At 63.2% G+C, this 26,038-nt stretch carries 28 protein-coding genes; 12 read left to right on the top strand and 16 right to left on the bottom strand.

Features of this window, described 5'->3' with window-relative positions; translation table 11 throughout:
* Positions 1 to 23: 23 nt before the first annotated feature.
* From IC234_RS16835 to thrA, 4 genes are all read right to left on the bottom strand, one after another.
* Positions 24 to 677 (bottom strand): c-type heme family protein, encoded by a 654-nt coding sequence (locus IC234_RS16835; RefSeq protein ID WP_190926838.1) that lies wholly within the window; start codon positions 675 to 677, stop codon positions 24 to 26.
* 98 nt (positions 678 to 775) lie between these two features.
* Positions 776 to 2,071, bottom strand: a complete 1,296-nt coding sequence (gene thrC / locus IC234_RS16830) for a threonine synthase (RefSeq protein WP_190926836.1) — start codon at positions 2,069 to 2,071, stop codon at positions 776 to 778.
* A 10-nt stretch (positions 2,072 to 2,081) separates the two neighbouring features.
* The gene (locus tag IC234_RS16825; protein ID WP_190926833.1) at positions 2,082 to 3,011 is read right to left on the bottom strand and encodes a homoserine kinase; all 930 of its coding nucleotides are present in this window, start codon (positions 3,009 to 3,011) and stop codon (positions 2,082 to 2,084) included.
* A gap of 82 nt (positions 3,012 to 3,093) precedes the next feature.
* Positions 3,094 to 5,538, bottom strand: coding sequence for a bifunctional aspartate kinase/homoserine dehydrogenase I (thrA, locus tag IC234_RS16820; RefSeq protein WP_190926831.1), 2,445 nt, complete (start codon positions 5,536 to 5,538; stop codon positions 3,094 to 3,096).
* Positions 5,539 to 5,652: 114 nt separating this feature from the next.
* On the opposite strand from thrA, the gene prfA reads away from it, so the two are divergent.
* Both prfA and IC234_RS16810 read left to right on the top strand, forming a co-directional pair.
* On the top strand, positions 5,653 to 6,726 hold the full coding sequence (prfA, locus tag IC234_RS16815) for a peptide chain release factor 1 (protein WP_190926829.1): 1,074 nt from the start codon (positions 5,653 to 5,655) through the stop codon (positions 6,724 to 6,726).
* A gap of 217 nt (positions 6,727 to 6,943) precedes the next feature.
* Positions 6,944 to 8,488, top strand: a complete 1,545-nt coding sequence (locus IC234_RS16810) for a hypothetical protein (RefSeq protein WP_190926827.1) — start codon at positions 6,944 to 6,946, stop codon at positions 8,486 to 8,488.
* A gap of 24 nt (positions 8,489 to 8,512) precedes the next feature.
* Here IC234_RS16810 and IC234_RS16805 read toward each other — a convergent pair whose 3' ends face one another.
* Positions 8,513 to 9,103, bottom strand: a complete 591-nt coding sequence (locus IC234_RS16805; RefSeq protein ID WP_190926825.1) for a hypothetical protein — start codon at positions 9,101 to 9,103, stop codon at positions 8,513 to 8,515.
* Positions 9,096 to 10,637, bottom strand: coding sequence for a 2,3-bisphosphoglycerate-independent phosphoglycerate mutase (gpmI, locus tag IC234_RS16800; protein WP_190926823.1), 1,542 nt, complete (start codon positions 10,635 to 10,637; stop codon positions 9,096 to 9,098). Before gpmI ends, IC234_RS16805 begins: the two co-directional genes overlap by 8 nt.
* 186 nt (positions 10,638 to 10,823) lie before the next feature.
* On the opposite strand from gpmI, the gene IC234_RS16795 reads away from it, so the two are divergent.
* The 5 genes from IC234_RS16795 (at position 10,824) to IC234_RS16775 (ending at position 14,273) form a co-directional block, all read left to right on the top strand.
* Positions 10,824 to 11,225: a DUF4783 domain-containing protein gene (locus IC234_RS16795; RefSeq protein WP_190926821.1), complete on the top strand. Its 402-nt coding sequence runs from the start codon at positions 10,824 to 10,826 to the stop codon at positions 11,223 to 11,225.
* A gap of 78 nt (positions 11,226 to 11,303) precedes the next feature.
* Positions 11,304 to 12,170: a carboxylating nicotinate-nucleotide diphosphorylase gene (gene nadC / locus IC234_RS16790; protein ID WP_190926819.1), complete on the top strand. Its 867-nt coding sequence runs from the start codon at positions 11,304 to 11,306 to the stop codon at positions 12,168 to 12,170.
* A gap of 108 nt (positions 12,171 to 12,278) precedes the next feature.
* Positions 12,279 to 12,911 carry a hypothetical protein gene (locus tag IC234_RS16785; RefSeq protein ID WP_190926817.1) on the top strand — a complete coding sequence of 211 codons (633 nt, stop codon included), beginning with the start codon at positions 12,279 to 12,281 and terminating at the stop codon, positions 12,909 to 12,911.
* 82 nt (positions 12,912 to 12,993) lie between these two features.
* Complete coding sequence (locus tag IC234_RS16780) at positions 12,994 to 13,359, top strand: hypothetical protein (RefSeq protein ID WP_190926816.1); 366 nt, start codon at positions 12,994 to 12,996, stop codon at positions 13,357 to 13,359.
* 164 nt (positions 13,360 to 13,523) lie between these two features.
* Positions 13,524 to 14,273: a ZIP family metal transporter gene (locus IC234_RS16775; RefSeq protein WP_190926814.1), complete on the top strand. Its 750-nt coding sequence runs from the start codon at positions 13,524 to 13,526 to the stop codon at positions 14,271 to 14,273.
* Positions 14,274 to 14,407: 134 nt separating this feature from the next.
* On the opposite strand, the gene IC234_RS16770 is transcribed toward IC234_RS16775, so the two are convergent.
* From IC234_RS16770 to IC234_RS16735, 8 genes are all read right to left on the bottom strand, one after another.
* Positions 14,408 to 14,626 carry a hypothetical protein gene (locus IC234_RS16770; protein ID WP_190926812.1) on the bottom strand — a complete coding sequence of 73 codons (219 nt, stop codon included), beginning with the start codon at positions 14,624 to 14,626 and terminating at the stop codon, positions 14,408 to 14,410.
* 117 nt (positions 14,627 to 14,743) lie between these two features.
* A complete protein-coding gene (locus tag IC234_RS16765; protein WP_190926810.1) occupies positions 14,744 to 14,935 on the bottom strand; it encodes a hypothetical protein in 192 nt (63 codons plus the stop codon).
* 57 nt (positions 14,936 to 14,992) lie between these two features.
* Positions 14,993 to 15,331: a hypothetical protein gene (locus tag IC234_RS16760; RefSeq protein WP_190926807.1), complete on the bottom strand. Its 339-nt coding sequence runs from the start codon at positions 15,329 to 15,331 to the stop codon at positions 14,993 to 14,995.
* A gap of 153 nt (positions 15,332 to 15,484) precedes the next feature.
* A complete protein-coding gene (locus tag IC234_RS16755) occupies positions 15,485 to 15,637 on the bottom strand; it encodes a hypothetical protein (protein ID WP_190926805.1) in 153 nt (50 codons plus the stop codon).
* 84 nt (positions 15,638 to 15,721) lie between these two features.
* A complete protein-coding gene (locus IC234_RS16750) occupies positions 15,722 to 16,009 on the bottom strand; it encodes a 1-deoxy-D-xylulose-5-phosphate synthase (RefSeq protein ID WP_190926803.1) in 288 nt (95 codons plus the stop codon).
* 66 nt (positions 16,010 to 16,075) lie between these two features.
* Entirely contained in the window at positions 16,076 to 16,507 is a 432-nt protein-coding gene (locus tag IC234_RS16745; protein WP_190926800.1) for a hypothetical protein, read from the bottom strand.
* 259 nt (positions 16,508 to 16,766) lie between these two features.
* Positions 16,767 to 17,090, bottom strand: coding sequence for a hypothetical protein (locus tag IC234_RS16740; RefSeq protein ID WP_190926799.1), 324 nt, complete (start codon positions 17,088 to 17,090; stop codon positions 16,767 to 16,769).
* Positions 17,091 to 17,102: 12 nt separating this feature from the next.
* Positions 17,103 to 18,032 (bottom strand): DnaJ C-terminal domain-containing protein, encoded by a 930-nt coding sequence (locus IC234_RS16735; RefSeq protein ID WP_190926797.1) that lies wholly within the window; start codon positions 18,030 to 18,032, stop codon positions 17,103 to 17,105.
* A gap of 357 nt (positions 18,033 to 18,389) precedes the next feature.
* On the opposite strand from IC234_RS16735, the gene IC234_RS16730 reads away from it, so the two are divergent.
* The 5 genes from IC234_RS16730 to IC234_RS16710 all read left to right on the top strand — a co-directional run bounded on the left by IC234_RS16730 (position 18,390) and on the right by IC234_RS16710 (position 23,381).
* Positions 18,390 to 18,902: a DUF6799 domain-containing protein gene (locus IC234_RS16730; RefSeq protein WP_190926794.1), complete on the top strand. Its 513-nt coding sequence runs from the start codon at positions 18,390 to 18,392 to the stop codon at positions 18,900 to 18,902.
* Positions 18,903 to 19,078: 176 nt separating this feature from the next.
* Positions 19,079 to 20,074: an aldo/keto reductase gene (locus IC234_RS16725; RefSeq protein ID WP_190927164.1), complete on the top strand. Its 996-nt coding sequence runs from the start codon at positions 19,079 to 19,081 to the stop codon at positions 20,072 to 20,074.
* A 56-nt stretch (positions 20,075 to 20,130) separates the two neighbouring features.
* Positions 20,131 to 21,006: an alpha/beta hydrolase family protein gene (locus IC234_RS16720; RefSeq protein ID WP_190926792.1), complete on the top strand. Its 876-nt coding sequence runs from the start codon at positions 20,131 to 20,133 to the stop codon at positions 21,004 to 21,006.
* 18 nt (positions 21,007 to 21,024) lie between these two features.
* On the top strand, positions 21,025 to 21,945 hold the full coding sequence (locus IC234_RS16715) for a helix-turn-helix domain-containing protein (protein ID WP_190926790.1): 921 nt from the start codon (positions 21,025 to 21,027) through the stop codon (positions 21,943 to 21,945).
* A gap of 68 nt (positions 21,946 to 22,013) precedes the next feature.
* Entirely contained in the window at positions 22,014 to 23,381 is a 1,368-nt protein-coding gene (locus IC234_RS16710) for a lysophospholipid acyltransferase family protein (protein ID WP_190926788.1), read from the top strand.
* A 156-nt stretch (positions 23,382 to 23,537) separates the two neighbouring features.
* Here the strand turns inward: IC234_RS16710 and IC234_RS16705 are convergent, their stop codons facing one another.
* Both IC234_RS16705 and IC234_RS16700 read right to left on the bottom strand, forming a co-directional pair.
* On the bottom strand, positions 23,538 to 24,848 hold the full coding sequence (locus IC234_RS16705; protein ID WP_190926786.1) for a chromate transporter: 1,311 nt from the start codon (positions 24,846 to 24,848) through the stop codon (positions 23,538 to 23,540).
* A 137-nt stretch (positions 24,849 to 24,985) separates the two neighbouring features.
* A complete protein-coding gene (locus IC234_RS16700) occupies positions 24,986 to 25,960 on the bottom strand; it encodes an isopenicillin N synthase family dioxygenase (protein WP_190926784.1) in 975 nt (324 codons plus the stop codon).
* Between the last annotated feature and the right edge of the window lie 78 nt (positions 25,961 to 26,038).

Raw genomic sequence — 26,038 nt, 5'->3', positions numbered from 1 at the left:
GCGTTCTAACGTGGTACGTTGCCTCAGAACAACTTGGGCATTTTGTGCTCCTTCCATTTCTTCCGGGTTTTCATGGTCCAGAACTCGGCCACGCCGTCGCGGCGCAGGCTGAGCTGCCAAGCGCCCATGGGCTGGCCCAGGCGGTAGCCCGTGGCTTGGTCCTGCGGGAACTGCTTCTGGATGAGGGCGTAATCGGCTTTCGACATGTCCTTGCCTACTTCGCCGTGGCAGCGCAGGCACAACGAGTTGTTCAGCACAATGGGCCGCTGGTAGAAGAATACTTCCTGCGACTCGCGCCGGACCGTGCGCGCAGTGTCGGGGCTCAGCTCCTCGGGGCGCAGCTGGCTCAGGTTGGCGGGATTGCGGGGGCGCGAGCTCACGCGCCGGGTGGTGGCTTTGAACACTTTGGCCAGTGAGTCGGCGAAACGGTACGTTTCGGGCCGGCAGAAGGCGGCAGCCCGCGCCACGCCGCCCGCCGCCAGCTCGCGGGCCAGCGTTTGGCGCAGCAGCGTGTCGGCGGTGGCGGTGAGGGAATCGCCGGCCCAGCGCGCCGATTTCAACAACTCCTTGGGCATGATGCGCTTCACCTCCCAATTCGCGGTTTCGATGCCAATGCGCTTGCTGTCCTTGAGGTGTTCGACCTGGTCGGGGCGGCAGGCCCCGAGGGCGGCCAGCATGAGCACGGCTCCGAGGCGAGCCCCTGACGAAAAAGTAAATAAGCTATTTCGGGTTGAGTGTAGCATGTTCGGTGAGGGCCAAGCCCAACGGCTCATTCCTAAGACAAAAAAGCTTTCAGTTCTTCGTAGTCAACCGCCAGGGGCACGCTTCGTTTGGCGCGGCCCTGCAGGGCCTGCACCACATCGGGCAACCGGATGGCGTGGCCCAGAATGGGCTCCACCACGGCGGGAAACTTCACGGGGTGCGCCGTGGCCAGAATCATGCCCGCGGCTCCGGCCTGCTGGGCCTGATAGCGGCGCAACGCCACGTAGGCCACCGCGCCGTGCGGGTCAAGCAAATAGCCTTTTTCGTTCCACACCTGCCGAATGGCGGCCACGGTCTCGTCGTCGCTCACCGTGTCGGCGCCCAGGGCGGCCCGCATCTTGCCCAGGTCGTTGTCGAACAGCTCCAGAATGCGGGCAAAGTTGCTGGGATTGCCCACATCCATGGCGTTGGAAAACGTGGGGATGGCCGCCCGCGGCGCAAAGGTGCCCGTGCGCAGGTAGGCCGGCACGGGCTCATTGGCATTGCAAGCCGCAATGAAATGTCCCAGCGGCAGCCCCGACGCCCGCGCCAGCAGCCCGGCGCAGAGGTTGCCAAAGTTGCCGCTCGGCACCGCCAGCACCGGCGGTGCGGCCCCTTCAGGCCACTGCTGCGCGGCAAAGCAGTAGTAGAGCTGCTGCGGCAGCCACCGCGCCACGTTGATGCTGTTGGCCGACGTGAGGAAGCGCTTTTTGGCCAGCTCCGTGTCCTGAAACACCTGTTTCACCAGCGCCTGGCAGTCGTCGAAGGTGCCCTGCACTTCCAGCGCCGTGATGTTTTGGCCTAGCGTGGTGAGCTGCTGCTCCTGCACCGGGCTCACCTTGCCCGAGGGGTAGAGGATGACAACCTCCACGCCCGGCACGCCCAGAAAGCCGCTGGCCACGGCCCCGCCGGTGTCGCCGGACGTGGCCACCAGCACCGTCACGGGCGGGGTGTCGCCGCGCTGCGCGAAGTAGCCCAGGCAGCGGCTCATAAACCGCGCCCCCACGTCCTTAAATGCCAGCGTGGGCCCATGAAACAGTTCCAAAGCCGCCACGCCCTCGCTCACCGGCACCAGCGGAAACGCAAAATCCACCGCTTCGGCGCAGATGCGCTGCAAATCGGCCGCCGGAATGGTGTCGCCCACGTAGGGCTGCATCACGTTCAGGGCCACCGTGGCCTTGCTCAGGGTGCGCAGCTCGCGCAGGAAGCCGGGCAGGAACTTCGGGATGGTTTCGGGGAAATACAGGCCGCCGTCGGGGGCCTGCCCGGTCACGGTGGCCGTGCGAAAGTCGACCCGCGGCGACTGGTGGCGGAGGCTGTAGTACTTCATCAATCAAAGCTTATGCTGAAACCACCCGCGCGCCCTCAGTGGCCACCGGCCCTACATAGACGTGGAATTCAATCCCAAGTTCGGTGAATACCTCACCCATGGCCGTGCCCACCGCTTGCGCCGTTGCTTCGGTTTTGTTCAGCATGAAAATGGACGGCCCCGAGCCCGATATGCCCCCGCCAATGGCCCCGGCGGCCAGGGCCCGCCGCCGCGCCGCGGCCAGGCCGGGAATGAGCGGCAGCCGCGCCGGCTCCACAATGTAGTCGTCCAGCGAGCGGCCTATCAGGGCATAATCCGCCGTCAGAAAGCCCGCCACCAACCCCGCCACGTTGGCCCACTGCCGCGTGGCCAGCTTCAGGGGCACATCGGCGGGCAGCACCTTGCGCGAGTCGCTGGTTTTCACTTCAATCTGGGGGTGCACCACGGCCACCCACAGCGGCGGCGCGGCCAAGGCCACGATGTCGATGGCCGGCGTCACGGCCCGCACCACCGTGAAGCCACCGAACACGGCCGGCGCGATGTTGTCGGCGTGGCGCGCGCCGGAGGCCACGGCCTCCCCTTCCATGGCAAAATCGACCAACTCCATTTTACTGAAACGATTGCCGAGCAAGGCATTGGCCCCCACCACGGCGCCCACCGCACTGGCCGCGCTGCTGCCCACGCCACTGCCCGGCTTGATGCCTTTGGTGATTTCCACGTCGAAGCCCACGGCGTCGGGCGCGGCTTTTAGCAAGGCCAGCAGGGCCACGCCGGCCACGTTGTGCGCCGGGTCGGTGGGCAGGTGGTAGGGGTCAAGGTGTTGGATGCGGACGCCGGGCGTGGCACTCCGCGTGACGCGCACGGCATCATAAGGAGCTTCGAGGGCAAGGCCGAGTACATCGAAGCCGCAGCCGAGGTTGGAAAGGGTGGCGGGGGAATGAACGAGAACGGAATCAGGCATGAGTTTTAGTGAACAGTTAACCGTGAGCAGTTAACCATGAGCCATTGCTTGTTCACTGCTCACGGTTAACTGTTCACTGATTTTAAAGCCGCGCGGCCCGGATAATGTCGGCAAACACGCCGGACGCCGTGACTTCCGCCCCGGCCCCGGCGCCCTTCACCACCAGCGGCTGGTCCACGTAGCGGTCGGTGTAGAAGAGCACCACGTTGTCTTTGCCGCGCAGGTCGTAGAGGTCGTGGCCGGGCGCCACGGTTTGCAGGCCCACGCTGGCGCGGCCATCGGCGTAGCGCGCCACAAATTTCAGGCGCTTGCCGCCGGCCGCGGCTTCGTCGTAGAGGGCGCGGAAGTGGGCTTCGTGCGCGGCCATCTGGGCATAGAAGGCTTCCACGTCGCCTTCGAGGCAGGCCGGCGGCAGGAAACCGTTGATTTCGATGTCGCTCATTTCCATTGCCTGGCCGGCTTCGCGGGCCAGGATGAGGATTTTGCGGGCCACGTCGGTGCCGCTCAGGTCGAGGCGCGGGTCGGGCTCGGTGTAGCCTTCGGCCTGGGCCTGACGCACCACCTCGGCAAAGGGCCGCGTGCCGTCGTAGTGGTTGAACACGAAGTTGAGCGTGCCCGAGAGCACCGCCTCCATGCGCCGCACCACGTCGCCGCTGCGCGTGAGGTCGTTGAGCGTGCCGATGACGGGCAGGGCGGCGCCCACGTTGGTTTCAAACAAATAGCTGGCGTTGAACTCCTTCGACAAGCTCTTCAGGCGGGCATAGTGGGCGTACTCCGACGACGCAGCCACCTTGTTGCACGCCACAATGGCCACGCTCTTCTCCAGCAAAGCCGCGTAGATGCCGGCCGCGGCGGGGTTGGCCGTCACGTCCACGAAGATGGAGTTGCGCAGGTTGCGGCCGATGATGAGCTGCGTAAAGTCGTCGAGGCTCTGGGCTGGGGCGGCGGCCAGCTCGTCGGGCCAGGCCGTCAGGTCGAGGCCGTTTTCGTCTACCAGGCAGTGGCGGCTGTTGGCAATGGCCACCACGCGAACCTGCAAGCCCATTTTTTCGAGCAAGTGCGGCTGCTGGCGGGCCAGCTGCTCCAGCAGCTTGCTGCCCACGTTGCCCGGCCCCAGAATGAAGAGGTTCACCTGCTTCTTGGTGGCTTCAAAAAAGGCTTCGTGCAGCACGTTGATGGCCTTGCGCACGTCGGCGGCCCGAATCACCGTTGAGATGTTCTTTTCCGAAGCGCCCTGCGCAATGGCCCGGATGTTCACCCCGTTTTGCCCCAGCGCCCCAAACAGCTTGCCGCTGATGCCGGGATGGTCCTTCATGTTTTCGCCTACCAGGGCCACAATGGCCAGGTCGGCCTCGGGCCGCAGCGGCTCGATGCGGCCCGCCGCAATTTCCACCGCAAACTCTTCGTCCACGGCTATTTTAGCCAGGCCGGCGTCCTGCGCGTTCACGCCCACGCAGATGGAATGCTCCGAGGAGCTTTGCGTGATGAGAATCACGTTGATGCGCTCGCGGGCCAGGGCTTCGAACAGCCGCTTCGAAAAACCGGGAATGCCCACCATGCCGCTGCCCTCCAGGTTGAGCAAGGTCAGGTTGCCGATGCTGGAAATGCCCTGCACCACGGCGGGCGTGCGCGGCGGCGCCACCTCCACCAGGGTGCCGTAGTCGTCGGGGGCGAAGGTGTTTTTAATCCAGAGCGGAATGCCGCGCCGCATCACCGGCTGAATGGTGGGCGGGTAGAGCACCTTGGCGCCGAAGTGCGACAGCTCCATGGCCTCCTGGTAGCTGATGCGGGCAATGGGCCGGGCGCCGCGCACGAGGCGCGGGTCGGCGGTCATCATGCCGCTCACGTCGGTCCAGATTTCCAGCTTTTCGGCGCCGAGAGCGGCCGCCAGCAGGGCGGCGGTGTAGTCGGAGCCGCCGCGGCCGAGCGTGGTGGCGGCGCCGTGGGCGTCGGCGGCGATGAAGCCGGGCACGACCCACACGTTGGCCGACTGATTACCGCGAAATTCGGCCACCTGCTTTTCGGTCGTGCCCATGTCCACCTCGGCCATGCCGAAGCGCGAATTGGTACGAATCAGCTGCCGGGCATCGGCCCATACCGCGTCAAGGCCATACGCCTGGGCGGCGGTGGCGATGAGCTGCGACGACAGCAACTCGCCGTAGCTCATGAGCCGGTCGAGGGTGCGGTTCGACAATTCGCCAAGGGCGAAAATGCCGTCGCACAGCTGCTTCAGCTCATCAAACTGGGCTTGGACATGGGCAATGGCGGAGTGCTGGGCATCGGCCCCCAGCAGGTCGTGGGCGGCAGTCACGTGCCGCTCCTCTAGCTGCTGCAGGGCTTCGCGAAAGTCTTCGTTGGCTTGTTCGGCGGCCCGCCCGGCCCCAATCACGCCATCAGTCGTGCCGCCCAGCGCCGACACCACCATTACCACCGGACCTTGCTCGGCCGCCTTGGCCACAATGGCCAGCGACTTGCGGATATTCTCGGCGGAGGCCACCGACGTGCCTCCGAATTTCAACACTTGCATACACTCAGGCCGACGCGCGGCGGTTGGGTTACGATGCTGAATGAACGTCCGGCCTACATAGCGGTGTTTAGATTCAGTATCTTTGCAAACTACTGACTAAATACCGAACGCCCGATGCTGGATAAATTAGAAGCCATCAATCAACGATACGAAAACGTCAACGAGGAATTGATGCAGCCCGACGTGATGTCGGACCTGAAGCGCTATAAGGCCCTGAACAAGGAATACAAGGAGCTGGGCAAGATTGTGACCGAATACCGCAATTACCAGCAGGTGCTCAGCAACATCGAAAACGCCCGCGAAGTCATCGCCACCGAGAAAGACCAGGACTTCCGCGACATGGCCAAGGCCGAGCTCGACGAGCTGCAGCCCGAGCAGGAGCGCCTCGAAGAAGTCATCAAAGACTTGCTGCTGCCCAAAGACCCCAACGACTCGAAAGACGTCATCATGGAAATCCGGGCCGGCGCGGGCGGCGACGAAGCCGCCATCTTCGCCGGCGACCTGCAGCGCATGTACATGCGCTTCGCCGAAAAGCAGGGCTGGAAAATGGAACTCATTGACGCCATGGAAGGCACCGCCGGCGGCTACAAGGAAATCATTGTGGGCGTGCGCGGCGAAGACGTGTACGGCAAGCTCAAGTTTGAAAGCGGCGTGCACCGCGTGCAGCGCGTGCCGGCCACCGAAACCCAGGGCCGCATCCACACCAGCGTGGCCTCGGTGGTGGTGATTCCGGAAGCCGAGGAATTCGACATCGAGCTCAACATGAGCGACATTCGCAAGGACTACTTCTGCTCCAGCGGCCCCGGCGGCCAGTCGGTGAACACGACCTACTCGGCCGTGCGCCTCACCCACTTGCCCACCGGCCTCGTGGCCCAGTGCCAGGACCAGAAATCGCAGCTCAAAAACTTCGACAAAGCCCTGGCCGTGCTGCGCTCCCGTGTGTATGAAATGGAACTGGCCAAGAAAAACGAAGCCGACGGCGCCGTGCGCAAAAGCATGATTGGCGGCGGCGACCGCTCGGACAAAATCCGGACCTACAACTACCCGCAGGGCCGCGTGACGGACCACCGCATCGGCTACACGGTGTACAACCTGGCCAGCGTGATGGAAGGCAACGTGGACGACTTCGTGGAGCAGCTCCGCCTGGCCGAAAGCGCTGAGCGCCTGCAGGAAGGCGTGGCCAAGTAAACAGAATATCCCTCCCCTCCTTCCTAAGGAGGGGAGTTTTTGCGCAACAAAAACGGGGGTAGTTGCGGGCGTTGAACGACACCCACAAGGCTCTCCTTCGCTTGCCATACTGAAGCGTCCGCTCTTGTCGTTCAACGCCCGCAACCACCCCAGCGTCCGCGTCGCGGCCGCGTCCCCTCCTTGGTAAGGAGGGGAGCTTGACCGTCTTTGCTGCCCTATGCGCTACCTCTTCCCGCTGTTCCTCGTCCTGAGCTGCCTGCTCACCTTCCTGCCCGGCTGCGAGCCCAAGGAAGACCTGATTCAGACCTCGGGCAGCCTGGAAATGGGTGCCGACACGGTGCTGTTCGACACGGTGTTCACCACCATCAAAACCGTGACCAAGCGGGTGTGGGTGTACAACCGCAACAGCGGCGCCGTGAAGACCGACGTGAGCCTGGCGGGCCTGGCCGGCAATACGTATTCGCTGATTATCAACGGCGATGCGGGCCCGGTGGTGAACAACGTCACCGTGCGGGGCAACGACAGCCTGCTGGTGCTGGTGCGCGCCACCCTGGGCGACAACGGGCAGGCCACGGTGGCCAAGAAGTTTCTGGTGGAAGACGAAGTGCGCTTCCGCACCAACGGCAACGACCAGAAAGTGAAGCTGGTGGCGTACGGGCAAAATGCGTACTTCCACCGGGCCCTCGCCATCACGGGCAATCGCACGGAAATCTGGCGCAGCGACAAGCCCCATGTTATCATCAACTCCCTTTACCGGCAAACGGCCCCTAACCCGGATGTGGTCATCGGCGTGTACGTGGAAGCGGGCTCTACGCTCCAGATTGAGCCGGGCACCAAAATCTATTGCCATGCGGGCGCGACCATTCAGGTAAACGGCACGCTGAAAATCAATGCGTCGGCGGCTCTTGCGCCGGGCGACACCACGGCCGCCAAACAAGCCACGGTACGCTTTCAGGGCGACCGGTTGGAGCCGTTTTACAATGATATTCCCGGCCAATGGGGGGGCATTTTCTTCACCTCGACCAGCCGCGGCAACGTCATCAAGTTTGCCGAAATCAAGAACGCGAACTTTGGCGTGTCGCTGCTAAACGTGGAGAATCGCACCCCACAGCCCGACCTGCAGCTGGAAAACGTGGTGCTGCGCAACATCTCCGGCTCGAACCCCAACTACGTGGGCACGGGCCTGCCGCCGGGCGGCATCATTGGCGTGCTCAGCAACATCACGGCCACCAACTGCCTGCTTACCAACTGCGGCGAGTATGCCGTGCTGGGCTACGGCGGAGTGTTCAACCTCAATTTCTGTACCGTCGCCAACTACACCCCCGCCTTCCGACGCGAAACCGCTTCGCTGAGCTTTTCCAACGCCTTAGAAGATGCCAAGGGCAACATCCAGAAGTTTCCGCTGGTCCTCAACCTGACCAATAGCATAGTGTGGGGTTCGTACGACAACGAATTGCTTCTGGAAAACAATGCTGACCCCAACTACACCGTCAACGTGCGCAACACCTTGCTGCGGACCGCCGACTACCAAGCCGCAACGAATGCCCCCGATAAACCGGGCCTGGGCGCTCCCGGCTTGGCTAATTTGGTCAACGTGCAAGACCCGCTTTTCAAGCGCACGTCTCTGACCAGCACTAAACCCGACTACCGACTGCAGGATACTTCCCCGGCCAAAAAACGAGTCCCCGTCAGCACTCCCGCCACCGATATTCTGAACCTGCGCCGCTCCCAGCCAGCCACCAGCTTGGGCACCTACGACTAGCCCCCGCGCATGCGGCCCGCAAGGCTACTGCACCTGCCCGGCCGCCGAATACCGCAGCGTGTCGAACAGCACCAGCTTCTGGGTGCCCTGCACTTCATAGCTACTGAGCTGCCCGTTTTGCAGCTGGAACCGCAGCTGCTTTTGTGCCGAAAAAAGCGGGTTGTCCTGCTCGATGGTGGCCGAAACCTCCTGCGGCACTACCCCCTGATGCACCACCGAGAGTTGCGCCACCGGCGCATTGGGCTGGCCGGGGCGGCGGGTGTAGGTGCGGCGCAGGGCGCCGCCGGGCAGCACCACCGAATCCACGGCGTAGGCCCCGCGCAGGGCGGCTTTGTTGATGTCGGCCTGAAACAGAATTTGGAGCTCATCGGCCCATTTCACGGCGGGCACGCGCACGGTTTCGACGGCGCCGCCGCGCAGGCTCACGCGCTTGGTTACGGCGGCGTGGCGCTGGTCGAGCTGCTCCACCTGCCGGGTCAGCAGGCCTTTCACGTCGAAATACAGGGGCCGCCGCGGCGCGGGTGCCGCCGGGCCGGCGTCGCCGCAGGCCGCCACGAGCAAGCCCGTGCTGCTCCATAGCAACGCCCCAATCCATTCCTTGCCCCGCTTATGCATTCGGCGCGGCAGGACGAAGGATGCTTTGGCCCGTCATTTCCAGCGGCTTGGGCACGCCCATCAGCTCCAGGATGGTGGGCGCCAGGTCGCCGAGCTTGCCATCGGCCAGGGTGCCGCGGTAGTCGTTGTCGACCAGAATGCAGGGCACCAGGTTGGTGGTGTGTGCGGTATTGGGCGAGCCGTCGGCGTTACGCATGAACTCGGCATTGCCGTGGTCGGCGATGATGATGCTGGCGTAGCCATTGGACAGGGCGGTTTCCACCACGGCCTGTGCGCACTGGTCGGTGGTTTCCACTGCTTTAACTACAGCTTCAAACACACCGGTGTGGCCCACCATGTCGGGGTTGGCGAAGTTGAGCACCACAAAATCGGCGGCTTTGGCCTGCAGCTCCGGTATCAGCGCGTCGCGCAGGTCAGCGGCGCTCATTTCGGGCTGCAGGTCGTAGGTGGCCACCTTGGGCGAGGGCCGCAGAATGCGCTTTTCGCCCACAAACTCGTTCTCGCGGCCGCCGGAGAAGAAGAACGTCACGTGCGGGTACTTCTCCGTCTCGGCAATGCGAATCTGGGTTTTGCCGTAGGCGGCCAGCACCTCGCCCAGCGTGTTATTCAGGTTGTCCTTCTCGAAAATGGGCGTGACGCCCACGAAGGTGTCGTCGTAGTTGGTGAGGGTGAGGTAGTGCAGGTTCAGGCGATGCATCTGAAACGCATTCATGTCCTGTTGCGTCAGCACTTCCGTGATTTCGCGGCCCCGGTCGGTGCGGAAATTGAAGCACAGCACCACGTCGCCCTCCTGAATGGTGGCCAGCGGCTGCCCGTCGGCGCCGGTTTTCACGATGGGCTTCAGGAATTCGTCGGTCACGCCGTCCTTGTACTGCTCCTGCACGCTCTGAATCAGGTTTTGCGAGGGCGTGCCCACGCCGTTCACCAGCAGGTCGTAGGCCACTTTCACCCGCTCCCAGCGGCGGTCGCGGTCCATGGCGTAGTAACGGCCCACCACCGAGGCGATTTTGGCGCCGTTGCGCTCGTTGTGCTGCTCCAGGTCGTTGATGAAGCGCACGCCGCTCTTGGGGTCGGTGTCGCGGCCGTCGGTGAAGGCGTGCACGAACACGCGGCGCACGCCGGCTTCGTGGGCAATGGTGCACAGGGCCTTCACGTGGTCGATGTGCGAGTGCACGCCGCCGTCGCTCAACAAACCGATGAGGTGTAGCGGCTTATCGTTGGCCGTGGCGTACTCAAAGGCTTTCACCAGCGCGGGCATCTGGCCCAGCTTGCGCTCCCGAATGCTCTTGCCGATGCGCACCAGCTCCTGGTCGACCACGCGGCCGGCCCCGATGTTCATGTGGCCCACCTCGGAATTGCCCATCTGGCCCTCGGGCAGGCCCACGGCCTCGCCCGATGCCTGCAACGTGCTGTGCGGATACCGCTGCAACAGCGCGTGATAGAACGGCGTATTAGCGGCATCCACCGCCGATGCGGCCGTGTTCGGGGCAATGCCCCACCCGTCCAAAATCACCAACAAAACCTGCTTATTCATGGCGCGAAGATACGGCCGGCCCGCCCATGGGTTGGAATTATCTATCTTCGCGGCCGCTTGGCCTTGTTTTTCTCTCTGTTAAGTTTACCCGCAAACTTTACAGGCTGCAACACGAGCTTGTTTTTTTTATCCTGGCACCATTTTCGCTTCAATTCCGCCGCGTATGACGCACTTATTACCCCGATAATGAAACGCTATTTGTTTAGAACGTTATTTTTAAGCTGGCTATTCCTGCTGGGCCTGGGCGCAGCCCACGCGCAGTCTGATAACCTCGGAGCCGTGCGCGCCGCCTTGCGCAACGGCTCTTCCCGCGAGCTGTCGCAGTACTTTGCCCCCACCGTGGAAATTGGGTTCGACGGCGACAAGCAGAGCTACAACTCCACGCAGGCCGAGATTGTGATGAAGGACATCTTCGCCAAGAACGCGCCCAGCACCTTCGAGTTCATCCACCAGGGCCAAAGCCAGGAGGGCATTCAATACGCCATCGGGCGCTACACCGGCAAGAGCGGCACCTACCGCCTGTTTGTGAAGCTAAAGCCTTCGCGCGGCGCCCCGCTGATTGATACGCTGGACTTTACCAAAGAATAAGCCCGAAGCCCCGACCTGATTAGGCCGGGGCTTTTTGTTTGGCTTTCGCCACCGCCGCAAGGGCCGTACCTTTGCGCCGTGCAAACCCCACCCGCTTCCTACCTCACGCCCGAGGCCCTGACCACTTTCATTCGCACGGCGCTGGCCGAGGACGTGGGCGACGGCGACCACTCCGCCCTGGCGTCCATTCCGGCCGAGGCGCGCAACCGCGCCCACCTGCTGGTGAAGGGCGAAGGCCTGCTGGCCGGCATGGCGCTGGCCCCGCTGATTTTTGCCGAAGTTGACGCCGCCCTGACCATGACGCCGCTGCTGACCGACGGCACGCCCGTGAAGCACGGCGACATCGCCTTCACGGTGGAGGGCCCGGCCCGCAGCATCCTCACCGCCGAGCGCCTGGTGCTGAACTGCATGCAGCGCATGAGCGGCATTGCCACCTACACGGCCCACCTGAACAACCTGATTGCGGGAACCCACGCCAAGCTGCTCGACACCCGCAAAACCACGCCCAACTTCCGCCTCTGCGAGAAGTGGGCCGTGCTCATCGGCGGCGGCGTGAACCACCGCTACGGGCTGTTCGACATGATTATTCTGAAGGACAACCACGTGGACTACGCCGGCGGCATTGCCCAAGCCATTGCCGCCACGCACGCCTACCTGGAGAAAACAGGCCGGCAACTGCCCATCGAAATCGAAACCCGCTCCTTAGAGGAGGTGCAGCAGGCGCTGGATGCCGGTGGCATCACGCGCATCATGCTCGACAACATGCGGCCCGAAGTGCTGCGCGAGGCCGTGGCCCTGGTGGCCGGGCGCTACCCCACCGAGGCCAGCGGCGGCATCACGGAACAGACCATTGGCGAAGTGGCCCAAACGGGCGTCGACTACATTTCCGTGGGCGCCCTCACCCATTCGGTTAAGAGTCTGGATTTGAGTTTGAAAGCGTATTAAATAGTGGTCAACGGTTAGTGATTTGTGGTTAGTAGTCAGCCGATAACCTGGTGCATGCTACTGCCCGATGTTCACTAACCACTAACCACTAATCATTAACCACTAAAAATGAACCAACCCAACCAACGGGGCGGAGGCGGCGGCTTCCGCCAGGCCCAGCAGGCTTCGCCGCTGGCCATTCGCACCAAAAAATCGCAGCTCACCACCGACGCCTACACCAAGATGGTGATGGGCGAGGTGTGGAAAAAAGACTGGGTATACGCCCTCATTCCGTTTGTGCTCGGCTTGCTGCCGGCCATTTTCCTGCCTTCGTGGTGGTGGATTGCCCTGGCCGTGGTGCTCACCATCCTGTTTGTGCTGTTCCGCTCGGCCCAGGTGACGGGCATTACGCAGATGGAGCAGAGCAAGCCCCTGTTTGAGCGCATGGCCTTTGAGATGGACAACAAGCAACTGCTGCTGCGCGTGGGCCCCGACAAGGAAGGCAAGGCCATGCAGCTGAGCTGGGACATGATAGACCGCGCCCGCCGCGACGCCGATGCCTACCTGCTGTACCTGAAGCCCGGCACCCCGCCCGAAGGCCTCGCGGCTTGGCGCCTGTGGCTGGCGCGCACCTTCGACGTGCCGGTGTTTTTACATTTGCCCTACAAGATTTTCAACGCCGACAACGACCGCAAGTTGTTTGAGGCCCTGCTGCGCCGCAAAAACCTGCTGCCCGCCGAAGCCGGCGCCACAACCGTTTAATTCCGGCAGCAGTATCTGGGAACGAGGCGCGTGCCCCGGCCCCGCTTGTTTTCGCATTCAATCTCCCGCTAATTTTACCCCGATGAAACTGACCCCCACCTTGCTGCTGGCCGTGGCCGCCGCTTCCCTGGCCCTGACGTCTTGCAGCAGCGAGCCGTCTGACTGGCGCCCCGACGACAAAGTATCCCTCGACATGGTTGCGCCGGGCACCCGCACCAGCGACAACTTCGACCAGAACACGGCCTACGCTCCCAACCAAGCCAAGGGCGCCGCCATCACCAAGCCCGTGAGCTCGTCGGCCGACCTCGACGTGCGCCCGCAGCCCAAGGTGGAATCCACTATCTCGGCCAACGCCGAAGAGGGCCTGCGCAAGCGCGGCAAGCTGAACGACGCGGGCAAATCGAGCCAAGCCGATACCGCCGAGAACGGGCACGAGATTCAGCGCTAAGGCGCTACGTCGTTTTCAGATTAACTAGTTGGGTGGCAGCCTGGCCCGTCGGTTGACGGCCGGGCTGCCGCTGTTTTTGAGTGAGGCATGCGGCATGCGGAGCGTAATTAGCCGGGCCGGCTACTCGTTCCGCATGCTGCGTGCTTCATTCCTCATTTTTCGCCATGGGGTTTGCTATTTTTTTGCTCCTGCTGACGGTGCTGGGCGCGGGCGCCGCGGCGGCCTGGGTGCCGGTGGCGCAGGGCAGCCGCTGGCTGAAGCCGCTGCTGGCGTTTAGCGGGGCTTACTTGTTTACGCTCACGGTCACGCACATTTTGCCGGAGGCGCTGCAGTTGCTGCCCGAGCAGCCCACGCGGGTGGGCTACTGGGTGCTGGCAGGATTTTTTGGGCAGTTGCTGCTCGAAGTGCTGTCGCAGGGCGTGGAACACGGGCACGTACACCACGAGCCGGCCCACGGGGCGCACGCGGGCGTGAGCCGGGTACCGTTTCTGCTGCTGGCGGCGCTGGTGGTGCATTCGTTTCTGGAAGGCAGCATTCTGGTGCACACGCCCGAGGTGGGCCAGATAAGCCAGAACTTTTACGCCATTGTGGTGGGCGTGGCCCTGCACCACGTGCCGGCGGCATTTGCGCTGGCCACGCTGCTGCGGCTGCGGCTGGGCAGCTTTCGGCGGGTGTGGCCCGGGTTGCTGGTGTTTGCGCTGGCCTCGCCCGCGGGCATCGTGTTCAGCAACTACGTGGTGCTGCGCGAGCTGCTCAGCAGCGGCCTGTATGCGTCGCTGCTGGGGCTGGTGGCCGGCAATTTTCTGCACGTCTCCACCACCATTCTCTTCGAAACCAGCCCGGAGCACCGCCTCAACTGGCCCAAGCTGGGCGCCACGCTGGCGGGGTTGCTGCTGGCGCTGGCTGTGGCGTAACGGCGGTAGTAATTGAGCTTCTGTTCCGACGCGGAAATAGGGCTGATTTATAAACTCTTGGCAGTGGGCAAGAGGTAGTGCAACAACTTATCTTGTACTGACAAACCCACAGTTTTTGTGAACTCGCGGTACTTTTAGCATTCAATGCTGACCATCAAGTACACCACATACACATTGATGGATAAGCAGATGATGCCAAGGGATTTGTAGACTCGGTTCGCATCGACGACGAGTAAAATTCCTGCCAGCAGAAAGAGCAGAGGGCACCAGAGGAGACTGTAGCTACTTAGGAACACAGGATAAAGTCCCAGCAGCGCAAACAGCAACGCGGCAAAACGGGCGGGGCGTTTCATTGTCAGCTCGAATAAGCGGTAAAGCGTTTTCGTAAAGTAAACCTCCTTTCGCTCGTCGGACCCTTTGGCTAAACCGAAGCATTCTCAACGGTTCGGGCCGAGGTGACCCGGCAACGGTTACTCGTCGACACGTCTTAGACCCGGCTCAAACCGCAGGAACTCCCCCTCAGGGGTGAATATCCACGCGACAAGGCCTGTTGACTCCAGGGCAACCAGCAGCCCTTTTTCCGGGGTGGAGGCCAGTTCTTCGGGCTCCAAGCCCGCTTGGGTGAGCAAGTCCATCGCAAAGTCAAAGTCGTTCCGGCGCATAGAGTCAGGATGGCGGGTGATTCGCTAAATTACCGGTTGCGTGAACAGTTGTGTGAGCTAAGCAAACTCGGAAAGTCCCGAACTGAAATACAGCCCGTGTGCGTGTATTTTTTCAAATTCCTGCTTCAGGGCTTCCGAAACAAAAATGGATTGCTCCCCAAATCGGTATAGGTCCAGGCCCAGACCTTCGTGGCCCCAAATCGCATCGGCGTCAACCGAGCGAAGGATGCGTGCCTCAAGGTAGTGGTCCCAGACGAGGTGACGCACGCCATCGACCACCGTAGCCGGGCTGACGTCTACCTGCCCGTGTAGCTGTCGCAGTACCGCTTCGTACTTCTTATCAAAGAGGAAGTAATCGGAGTTAGTCAGCACCTCGGCCGGGTCGTCGTATTGCATAACCCGGAAAGCAGCGGGGCCGGTCCGCCACAACAGCAGGCGGGTAACAAATTCCGATGATAGGTTCCAAAGAGCCATAAGGGATAAGTCTAGCAGGCGAAAGTAGCTACTCTGTGGACCGTTTTTGTAAACCCATTTTTCCATCTAACACGGTCACCCGCGGCTGAGCCAGTCGGCCAGCCACAAGCCGCCGGCCACCAGGGCCGCGCCCACGGCGACCACCGCGCACGTCACCACGCCGATGGCCAGCACCCAGGCTACGCCCGGCACCTTCTCCAGCCCGTCCCCCGTTTCAAACAACCGCATGGGGCAAAGCTAGCACCCCCCGCCGCGGGGGAAGGAGTGGCGGAAGATTTCGCCGCTTTGCGTTCACGCAAAGGGGCGAAATTTTTACTGAGGAGCGCGAATAGTAGTCCAGTACTCTTCTTTCACGTCCTCGTCGATGAGGACGGTGACCCGTTCATAATGCGCGTCGCCCCCACGCTTCTTGGGGCCGGACACCCAGTATTCTTCATTGGTAGCGACGTCGAAAAAATTGCCTTTGAGGCTCGCACTCCCGCCCCGCTGCAGGACCTTGTCGTGGTAGTAAACCGTTTGCATCGTGCGCGAAAACGTGACCCGGCCGATGTGTGCTTCGCCCGTTTCCTTGTTCTCGAGGTACATAATCCGCGTTTTCATAGCGCATATTAATGCTCGTTTTGCTCTTCGGACCCTTTTACTGAACAAGTTTTGGCTAGGTAATACTTACCGGCAGGCGGCCGGGCTGCCTTCGGTAATGAGACCATCGGAGGCCGTTTTGACCAACACGTCGGAAGCCGCGGCATCCCCATTCGATGCGTTGCTGACGCGGTAAGACGTGTTCGGGCGCAACCGCACGCCAGCGGGACACACACGGGAATCCCATCCGCGCACGACGTAGCTCTCACTCAATTGGTCCAACCGGAGATGGTCGGTGCCCGCGGCCCCGGGACGTTTTGCAATGCGGTAAAAGTCTTTTCCATCCACTCCGGCGACAACCACCGTGGTCAGCGTGGCCCCGCTGCACGTTGCCAGGGCGCGCGTGGCCGCGTCGTAGTGCATGGCATTGCCCCCGCAAGAGCAGACCGCCCCCGCCAGTGGTAAGCAAAGAAGGGCGTAGCGGGCCTGCAGGTGCATAAACGTGACAGTGAGAAACACGGCATGAAAATTACGCTCCTTTGCCTGAACTACTAAACTACTCCGCTCCTAGCTCCATGGGGACTTGGAACCGCCTTCTATTGGATATATGGAGTTTACGAAACCCGTCTACCAATCAAAGTTTACAAAACTGCGTTAGGGGATGAGTTTCGTAAACTCTCAAATAGAGCTCACGAATACACCAAAACTTAATTCGGCACAGACAGGAGGTTAGAGGGCAGCAGCTACCTAAAACTGCATGAAGTCGCGTTTTGAAGGCTCATAGTTCTTCCACCGCCCCACTTCCGCGCAGGAAGTTTTCCAGTTGCCGGGCGCGGGCGGTTTCATGGGCCAGCAGGGCCTGCAGGCGCACCAGCCGCTGGCGCATGGCCAGTATCACGTCGAGGGCTTCGGGGGGCAGGCTGAGCTCGTGGTAGAGGCGGGCCAGGCGGGGCAGCTCGTCGGGCTCGTCCACGATGACGGTTTCGGGCGCGGGCGCGGCCCGCAGCAGGCCGGCCTGCAAAAACTCGTGCAGCTCGGCCGGCGCCAGGCCGTAGCGGACGTTGCACTCCTGGAAAGTGAGGGTGATGAGGTGCGTTTCCATAACAACAAGGGGTTAGGCGTCGGGCCGCAGGGCCGCCAGCTGCTTGATGAGGTCTTTTTCCTGGTCGGTGAGGTGCTGGGGCAGCGTCAGGTTCAGGCGCAGGTACAGGTCGCCGAACTGGCCGTCCTTGCGGTACACCGGAAAACCTTTGCCGCGCAGGCGCAGGCGGGTGCCGTTGGGGGTTTCGGGCTTGAGCTTGATTTTGACGGGGCCGCTGAGCGTGTCCACGGTTTGCTCGCCGCCCAGCAGCGCTTTGTAGATGCTCACGGGTACGTCCTGGGTGAGGTCGTCGCCGGTGCGGGCGTAGCGAGCATCGGGCCGAATGCGGAAGGTGATGAGCAGGGAGCCATTGGGCCCGCCGTTGCGGCCGGGGCCGCCCTGGTCGCGCAGCCGGATGGTTTGGCCATCGGCCACGCCCGGCTGAATGGTGAGGCGCAGGTTTTTGCCGTTGACGGTGATGGTGCGCGGGCCGCCGCGGTAGGCTTCTTCCAGGCTCAGCTCCAGCTCGGCCTGGTAGTCCTGGCCGGCGCCGGGGCGGGTGCTGCGCCCTCCCCCACCGCCCATGCCGCCGAAAAGGGAGCTGAAGAAGTCGGAAAAGTCCTCGCCCTCGCCAAAGGGGCTGCCCTGGCCGCCGCCGAAGCCGCCCCCGCCGCCTTGGGTGTACTGGCTCCAGTCGAAGCCCCCGCCGGGCTGGCCGCCGCCGGGCTGCTGCTGGTAGCGCTGCCAGTCGGCCCCGAACTGGTCGTACTTCTTCCGTTTCTCGGGGTCGCTGAGGACTTCGTTGGCCTCGTTGACTTCCTTGAATTTCTGCTCCGCCGTTTTGTCGTTGGGGTTGACGTCGGGGTGGTGCTGGCGGGCCAGCTTGCGGTACGCCTTCTTGATTTGGTCGGGCGTGGCGTTTTTGTCGAGGCCCAGCGTTTTGTAATAGTCTTTGTAATCCATTGCCGAAAGGTCGTTGGAAGTGGCCAGATGCAGAGCGCGCCGGCAAGTTATCGGCTGCGGCGGAATGGGCGGCACGGCAGGGCGGCGCGGCGCGCCACGCCCGCGTGTTGGCCCGGCAACCCAGAGGCTAACACGCCGCCCGCGGAGGCATCCGGTGCAAACAGGCATCAAAATTGAACAGGCTGTTTCTGAACGGAATTATCCCGTCAAAAGTTGGCATTTTGTGCCCACCGAAACCTTAAGCAGTTTTGCACTCGTACATTAAGCCAAGATGAAGACTGACACAATAAAATGTGTAACTTGCGTTCTGATAGGGATTCATACTACTGTTTAAATTATTTCATTTTTAATTTTTCCATGAAATACCCACAACTCATTTGGGCCGCCCTTCTTCTATTGGTTATGCAGGGCACGGTGGCCCAGGCTCAAACAAAATTGCCGCCGCGCCGACCGGGTGGCGCCGTGCCCGCCCGGGTAAAACTGGCCGCCACCGGCGAGGGCGTGAAAGACGGACTGACCATGCAAAAGGGCCGCATCATCCTCACCGAGTTTGGGGTGACCAACCCGCTCACCGCCGACAAGCAGCTCCTCAACGGCACCACCATCAGCACCACGGGGCTCGTGACGTCCAAAGACGGCACCACTACCCAAATCAACGAAGGCGACCACGTGTCGCTGAGCGGCCGCGTCACCTCCCGCCGGGAAATGGTGGTGGCCGACAGCCTCGCCAAAATCAAGTCTTTTGATGCGCTGCACCCCGGCAAGCGCAAGAAGATGGAGGAAGAGCGCGAGAAAAAGGAAAAGGCCAAGCTGAAGCGCGAAGAGGAAAAAATCAAAGCCAAAGAGAAGGCCGCCAAACGCAAGAAATAAGGGTTTCAGCCTGCTGCAGCCAGCCGCGCGCCGCTTCGCCTTCGGGCGGGGCGGCGCGTTTGCGTTGGCGGGCGGGGGCGGCGTTTTGTGTTGCAGAAGCGGGGGTTTGTATAAGGCAGGGCCCGGGACCGGGCCGGACCTTTGCCTTATCAATCAACCCATCTAATTTATTCATGATGAGCACCATTAAAACGGTACCCCTGGGCAGCCAGGGCTTGCACGTTCCCATCGAAGGACTCGGCTGCATGGGCATGACGGCCGGCGTGAACGGCATGAGCGTGTACGGCGAAGCCGACGAAGCGGAAAGCGTGGCCACCATCCACCGGGCCCTGGAGCTGGGTGTGAACCTGCTCGACACGGCCGACCTCTACGGCCCCGCCCTGAACGAGCGGCTGGTGGGCCGCGCCATTGCCGGTCGCCGCGCCGACGTGATTCTGGCCACCAAGTTCGGTTTTGAAGTCGACGACAACGAAACCTGGACGGGCGGCTACAACGGCCGGCCCGAGTACGTGCGCAAAAGCATCGAACGCTCGTTGCGCAACCTCGGCACCGACTACGTGGACCTGTACTACCTGCACCGCCTCGACCCCGCCACGCCCATCGAAGACACCGTGGGCGCCATGAGCCGGCTAGTGGAAGAAGGCAAAGTGCGCTACCTGGGCCTGAGCGAGGTGTCGGCCGACATCCTGCGCCGGTCCCACGCCGTGCACCCCATCACGGCCCTGCAAACCGAGTATTCGCTCTTCGACCGCGGCGTGGAAGAAAGCGGCGTGCTGCAAGCCACGCGCGACATGGGCATCGGCTTCGTGGGCTATTCGCCGCTGGGCCGGGGCTTCCTGTCGGGCGACATCAAAACGCCCGACGACTTCGAGCCGAATGACTCGCGCCGCTTCTTTCCGCGCTACCAGGGCGAGAATTTCTACCGAAACCTCGCGTTGGTGGAAAAGCTGCGGGCGCTGGCGGAGGCCAAAGGCGTGACGGCCGCGCAGTTGGCGCTGGCCTGGGTGCTGGCGCAGGGCGTGGTAGCCATTCCGGGCACCAAGCGCCGCAAGTACCTGGAAGCCAACGTAGCGGCGGCCACCATGCCGCTCAGCCCGGCGGAGTTGGCAGAGCTGGAGGCCATTATGCCCGTGGGCAGCCAAGCGGGCGCGGCGTATCCGGAAGGCTTCTAGGCCGTTGGGCGGCGGCAAAATGGCGAACTTGGCCGTCTATCCCGCAAAAATGTAGCATGGACTATTTCGTTGGCTACCGCCGGCTGGAGGTGACGGACGCCGGACTGGTGCTCACGTTTCCGGTGCTGGTGCTGTACCCCAGCCGCACGGCCGGCCAGGCCGAAACCCTGAGCCTGTACGCTCTGGACGTGGCGCGCGACGCCCCCGTGGCGCCCGGCACCTTTCCGGTGGTGCTCATCTCGCACGGCACCGGCAGCTCGGGGCTGGTGCACCGCAACCTGGCCCACTACCTGGCCCGCCACGGCTGGGTGGTGGGCCTACCGGAGCACCCCTTCAACAACCGCGACAACGACGCCTGGGCCGGCACTCCGCAAAACCTGGCGGCCCGGCCGCGCCACCTGCAGCTGGCCATTGATGCGCTGAGTGACGCCCCGGGGCTGGCCGGAGCGCTCCGGCCGGATGCCGTGGGCCTCATTGGCCACTCGCTGGGCGGCTACACCGCGCTGGCGCTGGCCGGCGGCCGGCCCACCGCCACACCGCGCGACTCGCCCGACTGGCAGCAGCAGCCCATTCCGGTACCGGCCGACGCGCGGGTGAAGGCCCTGGTGCTGCTGGCCCCGGCCACGCCCTGGTTTATGGCGCCCGGCGCGCTGCGCCACGTGCGGGTGCCCATCCTGCTGCTGGAGGCCGAAAAGGACGAACACCTCACGCGCTTCCACGGCGAGATTGTGCTAAATGGCGTGCCCGATGCCGGACAGCTCACGCACCGCGTGGTGGCCAACGCTGGCCATTTCTCCTTCCTGAGCCCGTTTCCGGCGGCGCGGGTCAGCCCGGCATTCCCGCCTTCGCAAGACCCGCCCGGATTCGACCGGATGCAATTTCACGCAGTGTTGTACCCGGAAATTCTGGCTTTTCTGAGCCGAACAGTTTAACCAGCTTCCCGACACCCGATGAAACCGCCCAGCAAAGAATTTCAGGTGCTGCACACCGTCACGGACTACACCCGCTTTTGCGGGAAGCCGGCGCCGGCGCACCCCTTGCTCACCATCCTGGACCTGAGCGAGTCGCGCGGGCAGGCCCCGCCCAAAGGCCTCACGCCGGTGGTGCCGCAGCTCTACAGCATCTGGCTGAAAAAGGGGCTGAAAGGCACCATTCACTACGGCCGGCAGTCCTACGATTTTGGCGAGGGCGTGCTGGGGTTTCAGGCCCCGGGCCAGGTGTTTGCCATCGACGAGACGCTGGATTTGTCGGAAATCAGCGGCTGGATGCTGGTGTTTCACCCCGACTTATTGACGAAATACCCACTGGCTAAGAAGATTCTGAGCTATGGCTTCTTCTCGTACGACGTGCACGAGGCCCTCCACCTTTCGGCCAAAGAAGAAGCGGTGCTGGATGGCCTGCTGCGCAACATCAAAGCCGAATACGAGCAACCCATCGACGCCTTCAGCCAGGACGTGCTCATTTCGCAGCTCGACCTGCTGCTGAGCTACGCCAACCGCTTCTACCACCGGCAGTTTCTGACGCGGCGCACGCCCGAGCACGACCTGCTCAGCCGCTTCGAGGGCCTGGTGACGGAGTATTTTGCGCGGGCGGGAGAACGGCCGCTGCCCACCGTGCAGCACTTCGCCGACGCCCTGCACGTGTCGCCGGCCTACCTCGGCGACATGCTGCGCACCCTCACCGGCCAGAGCACCCAGCAGCACCTGCACCACGCCCTCATCGAGAAGGCCAAACACCTGCTGCTGAGCACTTCGCTCACCGTGAACGAGGCGGCTTTTCAGCTGGGGTTTGAGTACCCGCAGTACTTCACGCGGCTGTTCAAAAGCAAGACGGGGCTGACGCCGGCGGCTTTCCGGTTTTCGGCGCAGTAGGGGCGTGGGCGGGCCTGGCGCATTCGTGGGCAACCGCCTACCTTCGCGGGCCTAACTGCTTTCGGCCCATGCTCTTTTATACTGTGATGAAACCGCTGGTGCAGGTGGCGCTGCGGGTGTTTTTCCGGCGCATGGAGGTGCGGCACCGCGAACGCCTCAACCTGCCCGGCCCGCTGCTCTTCGCCGGCAACCACCCCAACACGCTCATGGACCCGCTGCTCACGGCCATTCACACGCGGCAGCCGGTGGCGTTTCTGGCCAAAAGCACGTTTTTCAAGAACCCCGTCATCCGGGCCATCATGGAGTCGGGCAACTCCATTCCCATCTACCGCCGGCAAGACGCCGAAAGCGGCGCCGCGCCCGCCACACCCGAGCAGCTGGCCGCCCAGAACGAGGCCAGCTTCGGCCGCTGCTACGACTACCTGGACCGGCGCGGCACCATCATGATTTTTCCCGAGGGCACCAGCGTGACCGAGCGCCGCCTGCGCCCCCTCAAAACCGGGGCCGCCCGTATTGCGCTGGGGGCCGAGGCTCGCCACGGTTTCAAGCTGGGCCTGAAGGTGATACCCATTGCCACCAACTATTTCGACCCCGCCCGCTTCCGCTCCGACGTGCTCCTGAACGTGGCCCCGCCCATCATCGTGGCCGACTATGCCGCGGCCTACGCCCAAGACCCCGAAGCCGCCGCCGACCAGCTCACCGACGCCATTCGGGAGGCGCTGGAGCGGCGCCTGGTCATCACGCGCGACGCGGCTGAGGACGAGTTTGTGCAGCAGGTGGAGCGCACCTTCGGCGACCACCTCAACCCCGACGACAACCCCGACACGCTCTACGACAACTTCCAGCTCAGCCAGACGCTGCTGCAGGCGCTGGCTTGTTTTGAGCAGCACGCGCCCACGCGGCTGGTGGCCATGCGCCTGCAGTTCCAAACCTACCTCAGCGAGCTGCGGCGCCACCGCCTCACCGACGAGGCCGTGGAGGGCCAGCGGCGCGGCAGCGTGGCCGGCCTGCTCAACCTGGTGCTGGGCGCGCCGGTGTGGCTCTATGGCCTCCTCAACAACTACCTGCCCTACATTCTGCCGTCGATGATAGCCAAGCGCGCCACCGACGACATTGCGTTTGTGGCGCCCATCATGCTGGTGGTGGGCATGCTCACGTTTCCGCTGGCCTACGCGCTGCAGGCCGCGGCCGTGCAGCATTGGCTCGCGCACGACTGGCGCCTCACGGCCCTCTACGTGCTCAGCCTGCCCCTCACCGGCTTCTACGCCCTTAGTTATTGGAACAAGCTGGCGCCGCGCCTGGACCGGCTGCGGGCGCTGCGGCTGTTTCGCAGCTTGCCCGCCGTGGGCGAGGAACTGCTGAACCGGCGGGCCGACTTGCTACGGCAGCTGGAAGAGGCGCGGGAAGAGTACTTGGCCAAGCGGGTGAAGGCCTGAGGGCAGTCTTTCCTCTCAAAGCCAGCCCCATCCTTTTGCCGGAAAGCCCCAGCGCTGCTCAGTGCCGGGGCTTTTCATGTAAGAGACGTTATTAGGCCAGTCACTGAGAACAGGGCGGACGGCTGCGCTGCGCTCGCAAGGACAGGTGTCTCCCTGCTACCCCAACGCGGCTCCCGCCAGCAGCGCCACGGCAATGATGGCCACGCTCGGCACCTTTTCCCACAGCAGCAGCAGGAACGTGGTGCCCACCAGCAGCGGGTTCAGCGGCAGCGAATCAATCGGCCCGAGGTGGAACGGCAAGTCCAGCAGCCGGTAGGGCAGCGGGTGGTAGAGCAGGAACGTGGCCGCGCACACCAGCCCCGCGCTCACGGCGTTGATGCCTTCCAGCGAGGCCTGCACCACGCGGTATTGCCGCAGCCGGTCCCAGAAGCGAATGACGAAGAAGATGAGGAACGTGCCCGGCAAAAAGATGCCCGCCACGCCCACCAGCGCGCCCAATATTTGCACGCTGGTGCCGCCCATGGGCCGCATGGCCAGCGCCCCGATGTAGGCCGCCACCGAAAAGTTGGGCCCCGGCATGGCCTGCACCAGCCCCAGCCCCGACAGAAACTCCGGCGCCGTGAGATAATGCTTAAACTCCACGAATTCGGCGTAGAGCAGCGGCGCCAGCACCTGCCCGCCCCCGAACACCAGGGAGCCGTTGCGGTAAAAGTTCTCGAACAACCGCACCGGCAGCAGGCGCGTGTAGTGCCCCAGCACGGCCGCCCCTACCAGGAAGCCCAGCCACAGCCCAAAGTTGGCCCACTCCACGCGCAGGGGCTTCTTCTCCTGAATGATGGCGTGCTTGCGGTAGCGCGCGGTGGTGACGGCGCCGCCGGCCAGCAGCAGCAGCGGCAGCATCCAGGGCAGCTGGAAGAAATAGGCCAGCATGGCCGCCGCCACCATCAGGGCCACGGCGGTTTTGGTGTGAATGACTTTTTCGGAAATCTTGTAGGCCGAGAAGGCCACGAAGCCCACGGCCACCGGCTGCACAAACTGCACCAGCGCCGCCACCCGCGCCGGGTCGAGGTGGCTGAGGGTGAGGCCGGCCAGCGTCATGAGCGTGACGGCCGGCGTCATCCAGACCAGCAGGGTGAGGTAGGCCAGGTTGGGCCCGCCCAGCCGGAAGCCGATGACGGTGATGGTTTGGGTAGACGTGGGGCCCGGCAGCAACGCGCACAGGGCCTGCAGTTCCAGCAGCTCGGCCGCGCTGATGTAGCGGCGCTTCTCCACCAGCAGCCGGAAGAACATGGCCAGGTGCGCCTGCGGCCCGCCAAAGGCCGTGCAGGCCAGCAGGGCCACGTCTTTCAAAAAAATAATGCTCCGCACCCGGCGCGTGCGCTTGCCCGAGCGCCGCGGGGGCGGCGTGAGCGACACGGGCGCGCCGGGCGGCGGGGCCGGATTGGAAGCGGAAGCCGGAACGGTCATACCAAGGCAAAAAAGAACGTCATGCTGGGCGGAGTCGAAGCACCTCTGCCGCTTCGTTGCTCCGAGTGGATTACTTGCGTGGTAGAGATGCTTCGGCTACGCTCAGCATGACGTGCTGATGGCGGTTTTACCCAACCTTACTTCTTCTTCAACCCCAGCTCAATCAGGCGCTCGTTCAGGAATTCGCCGGCCGTGATGTCGGCTTCCTTCTTGGGGTTGTCGGGCGTCACGCAGTGGTCCAGGGCGGCCAGGCTCATTTCCGAGCGCGGGTGCATGAAGAACGGAATGCTGAAGCGCGAGGTGTTCATCTTTTCGCGGGGCGGGTTCACCACGCGGTGGATGGTGCTCTTGAGCACGCCGTTGGTGAGGCGCTGCAGCATGTCGCCCACGTTCACCACAATCTGGTCGGGCAGGGCCGTGATGGGAATCCACTTGCCGTCGCGGCGCTTCACCTGCAGGCCGTCGGCGCTGGCGCCCATCAGCAGGGTAATCAGGTTGATGTCGCCGTGTTCGGCGGCGCGCACGGCATCGGCCGGCACCGCCTCCGGGTCTTCGATGGGGAAGTAGTGGATGGGGCGCAGGATGCTGTTGCCGTGCTTCACCTTGTCGTCAAAGTAGTTTTCGGGCAGGTGCAGGTACAGCGCAATGGCGCGCAGCACGTCCTGGCCGGCGCTTTCCAGCGTGCGGTAGGCGCGGAAGGTGCTCTCCTTGAAGGTGGGCACTTCCTCGGGCCAGATATTGGCGGGGTACTCGTTCTTGATGGGGTCTTCTTCTTCCACCTCCTGGCCCACGTGGAAGAATTCTTTCAGGTCGCCGGTGTTGCGGCCCTTGGCGTGCTCCTTGCCTTTGCTGATGTAGCCGCGCTGGCCGGCCAGCTCGGGGTTTTCGTAACGCTGCTTGGCTTCGTCGGGCAGTTGGAAGAACGCCTGCACGTCGGCGTACAATTGTTTGGTCTGTTCGTCGTTGAGGCCGTGGTTTTTCAGGGCCACAAAACCGATGTTCTGGTAGGCCTCGCCGAGCTGCTGCACGAAGCGGGCCTTGCGCTCGGGGTCGCCGGAACGAAAGTCGGCGAGGTCGAGCGAGGGAATTTGGTCAAGAAGTTGGTCTTGCATGGGAAAATTAGGTTTACTTTGGGGCTTGTAAAACCCCTGGTGGGCAACGCCGCAAGTTAATCAAAACCTTGCACCGGG

Origin of the sequence: Hymenobacter armeniacus (assembly GCF_014699055.1) — a bacterium.
GTDB lineage: Bacteria > Bacteroidota > Bacteroidia > Cytophagales > Hymenobacteraceae > Hymenobacter > Hymenobacter armeniacus.
This window is presented reverse-complemented; position numbering and strand designations above follow the sequence as displayed.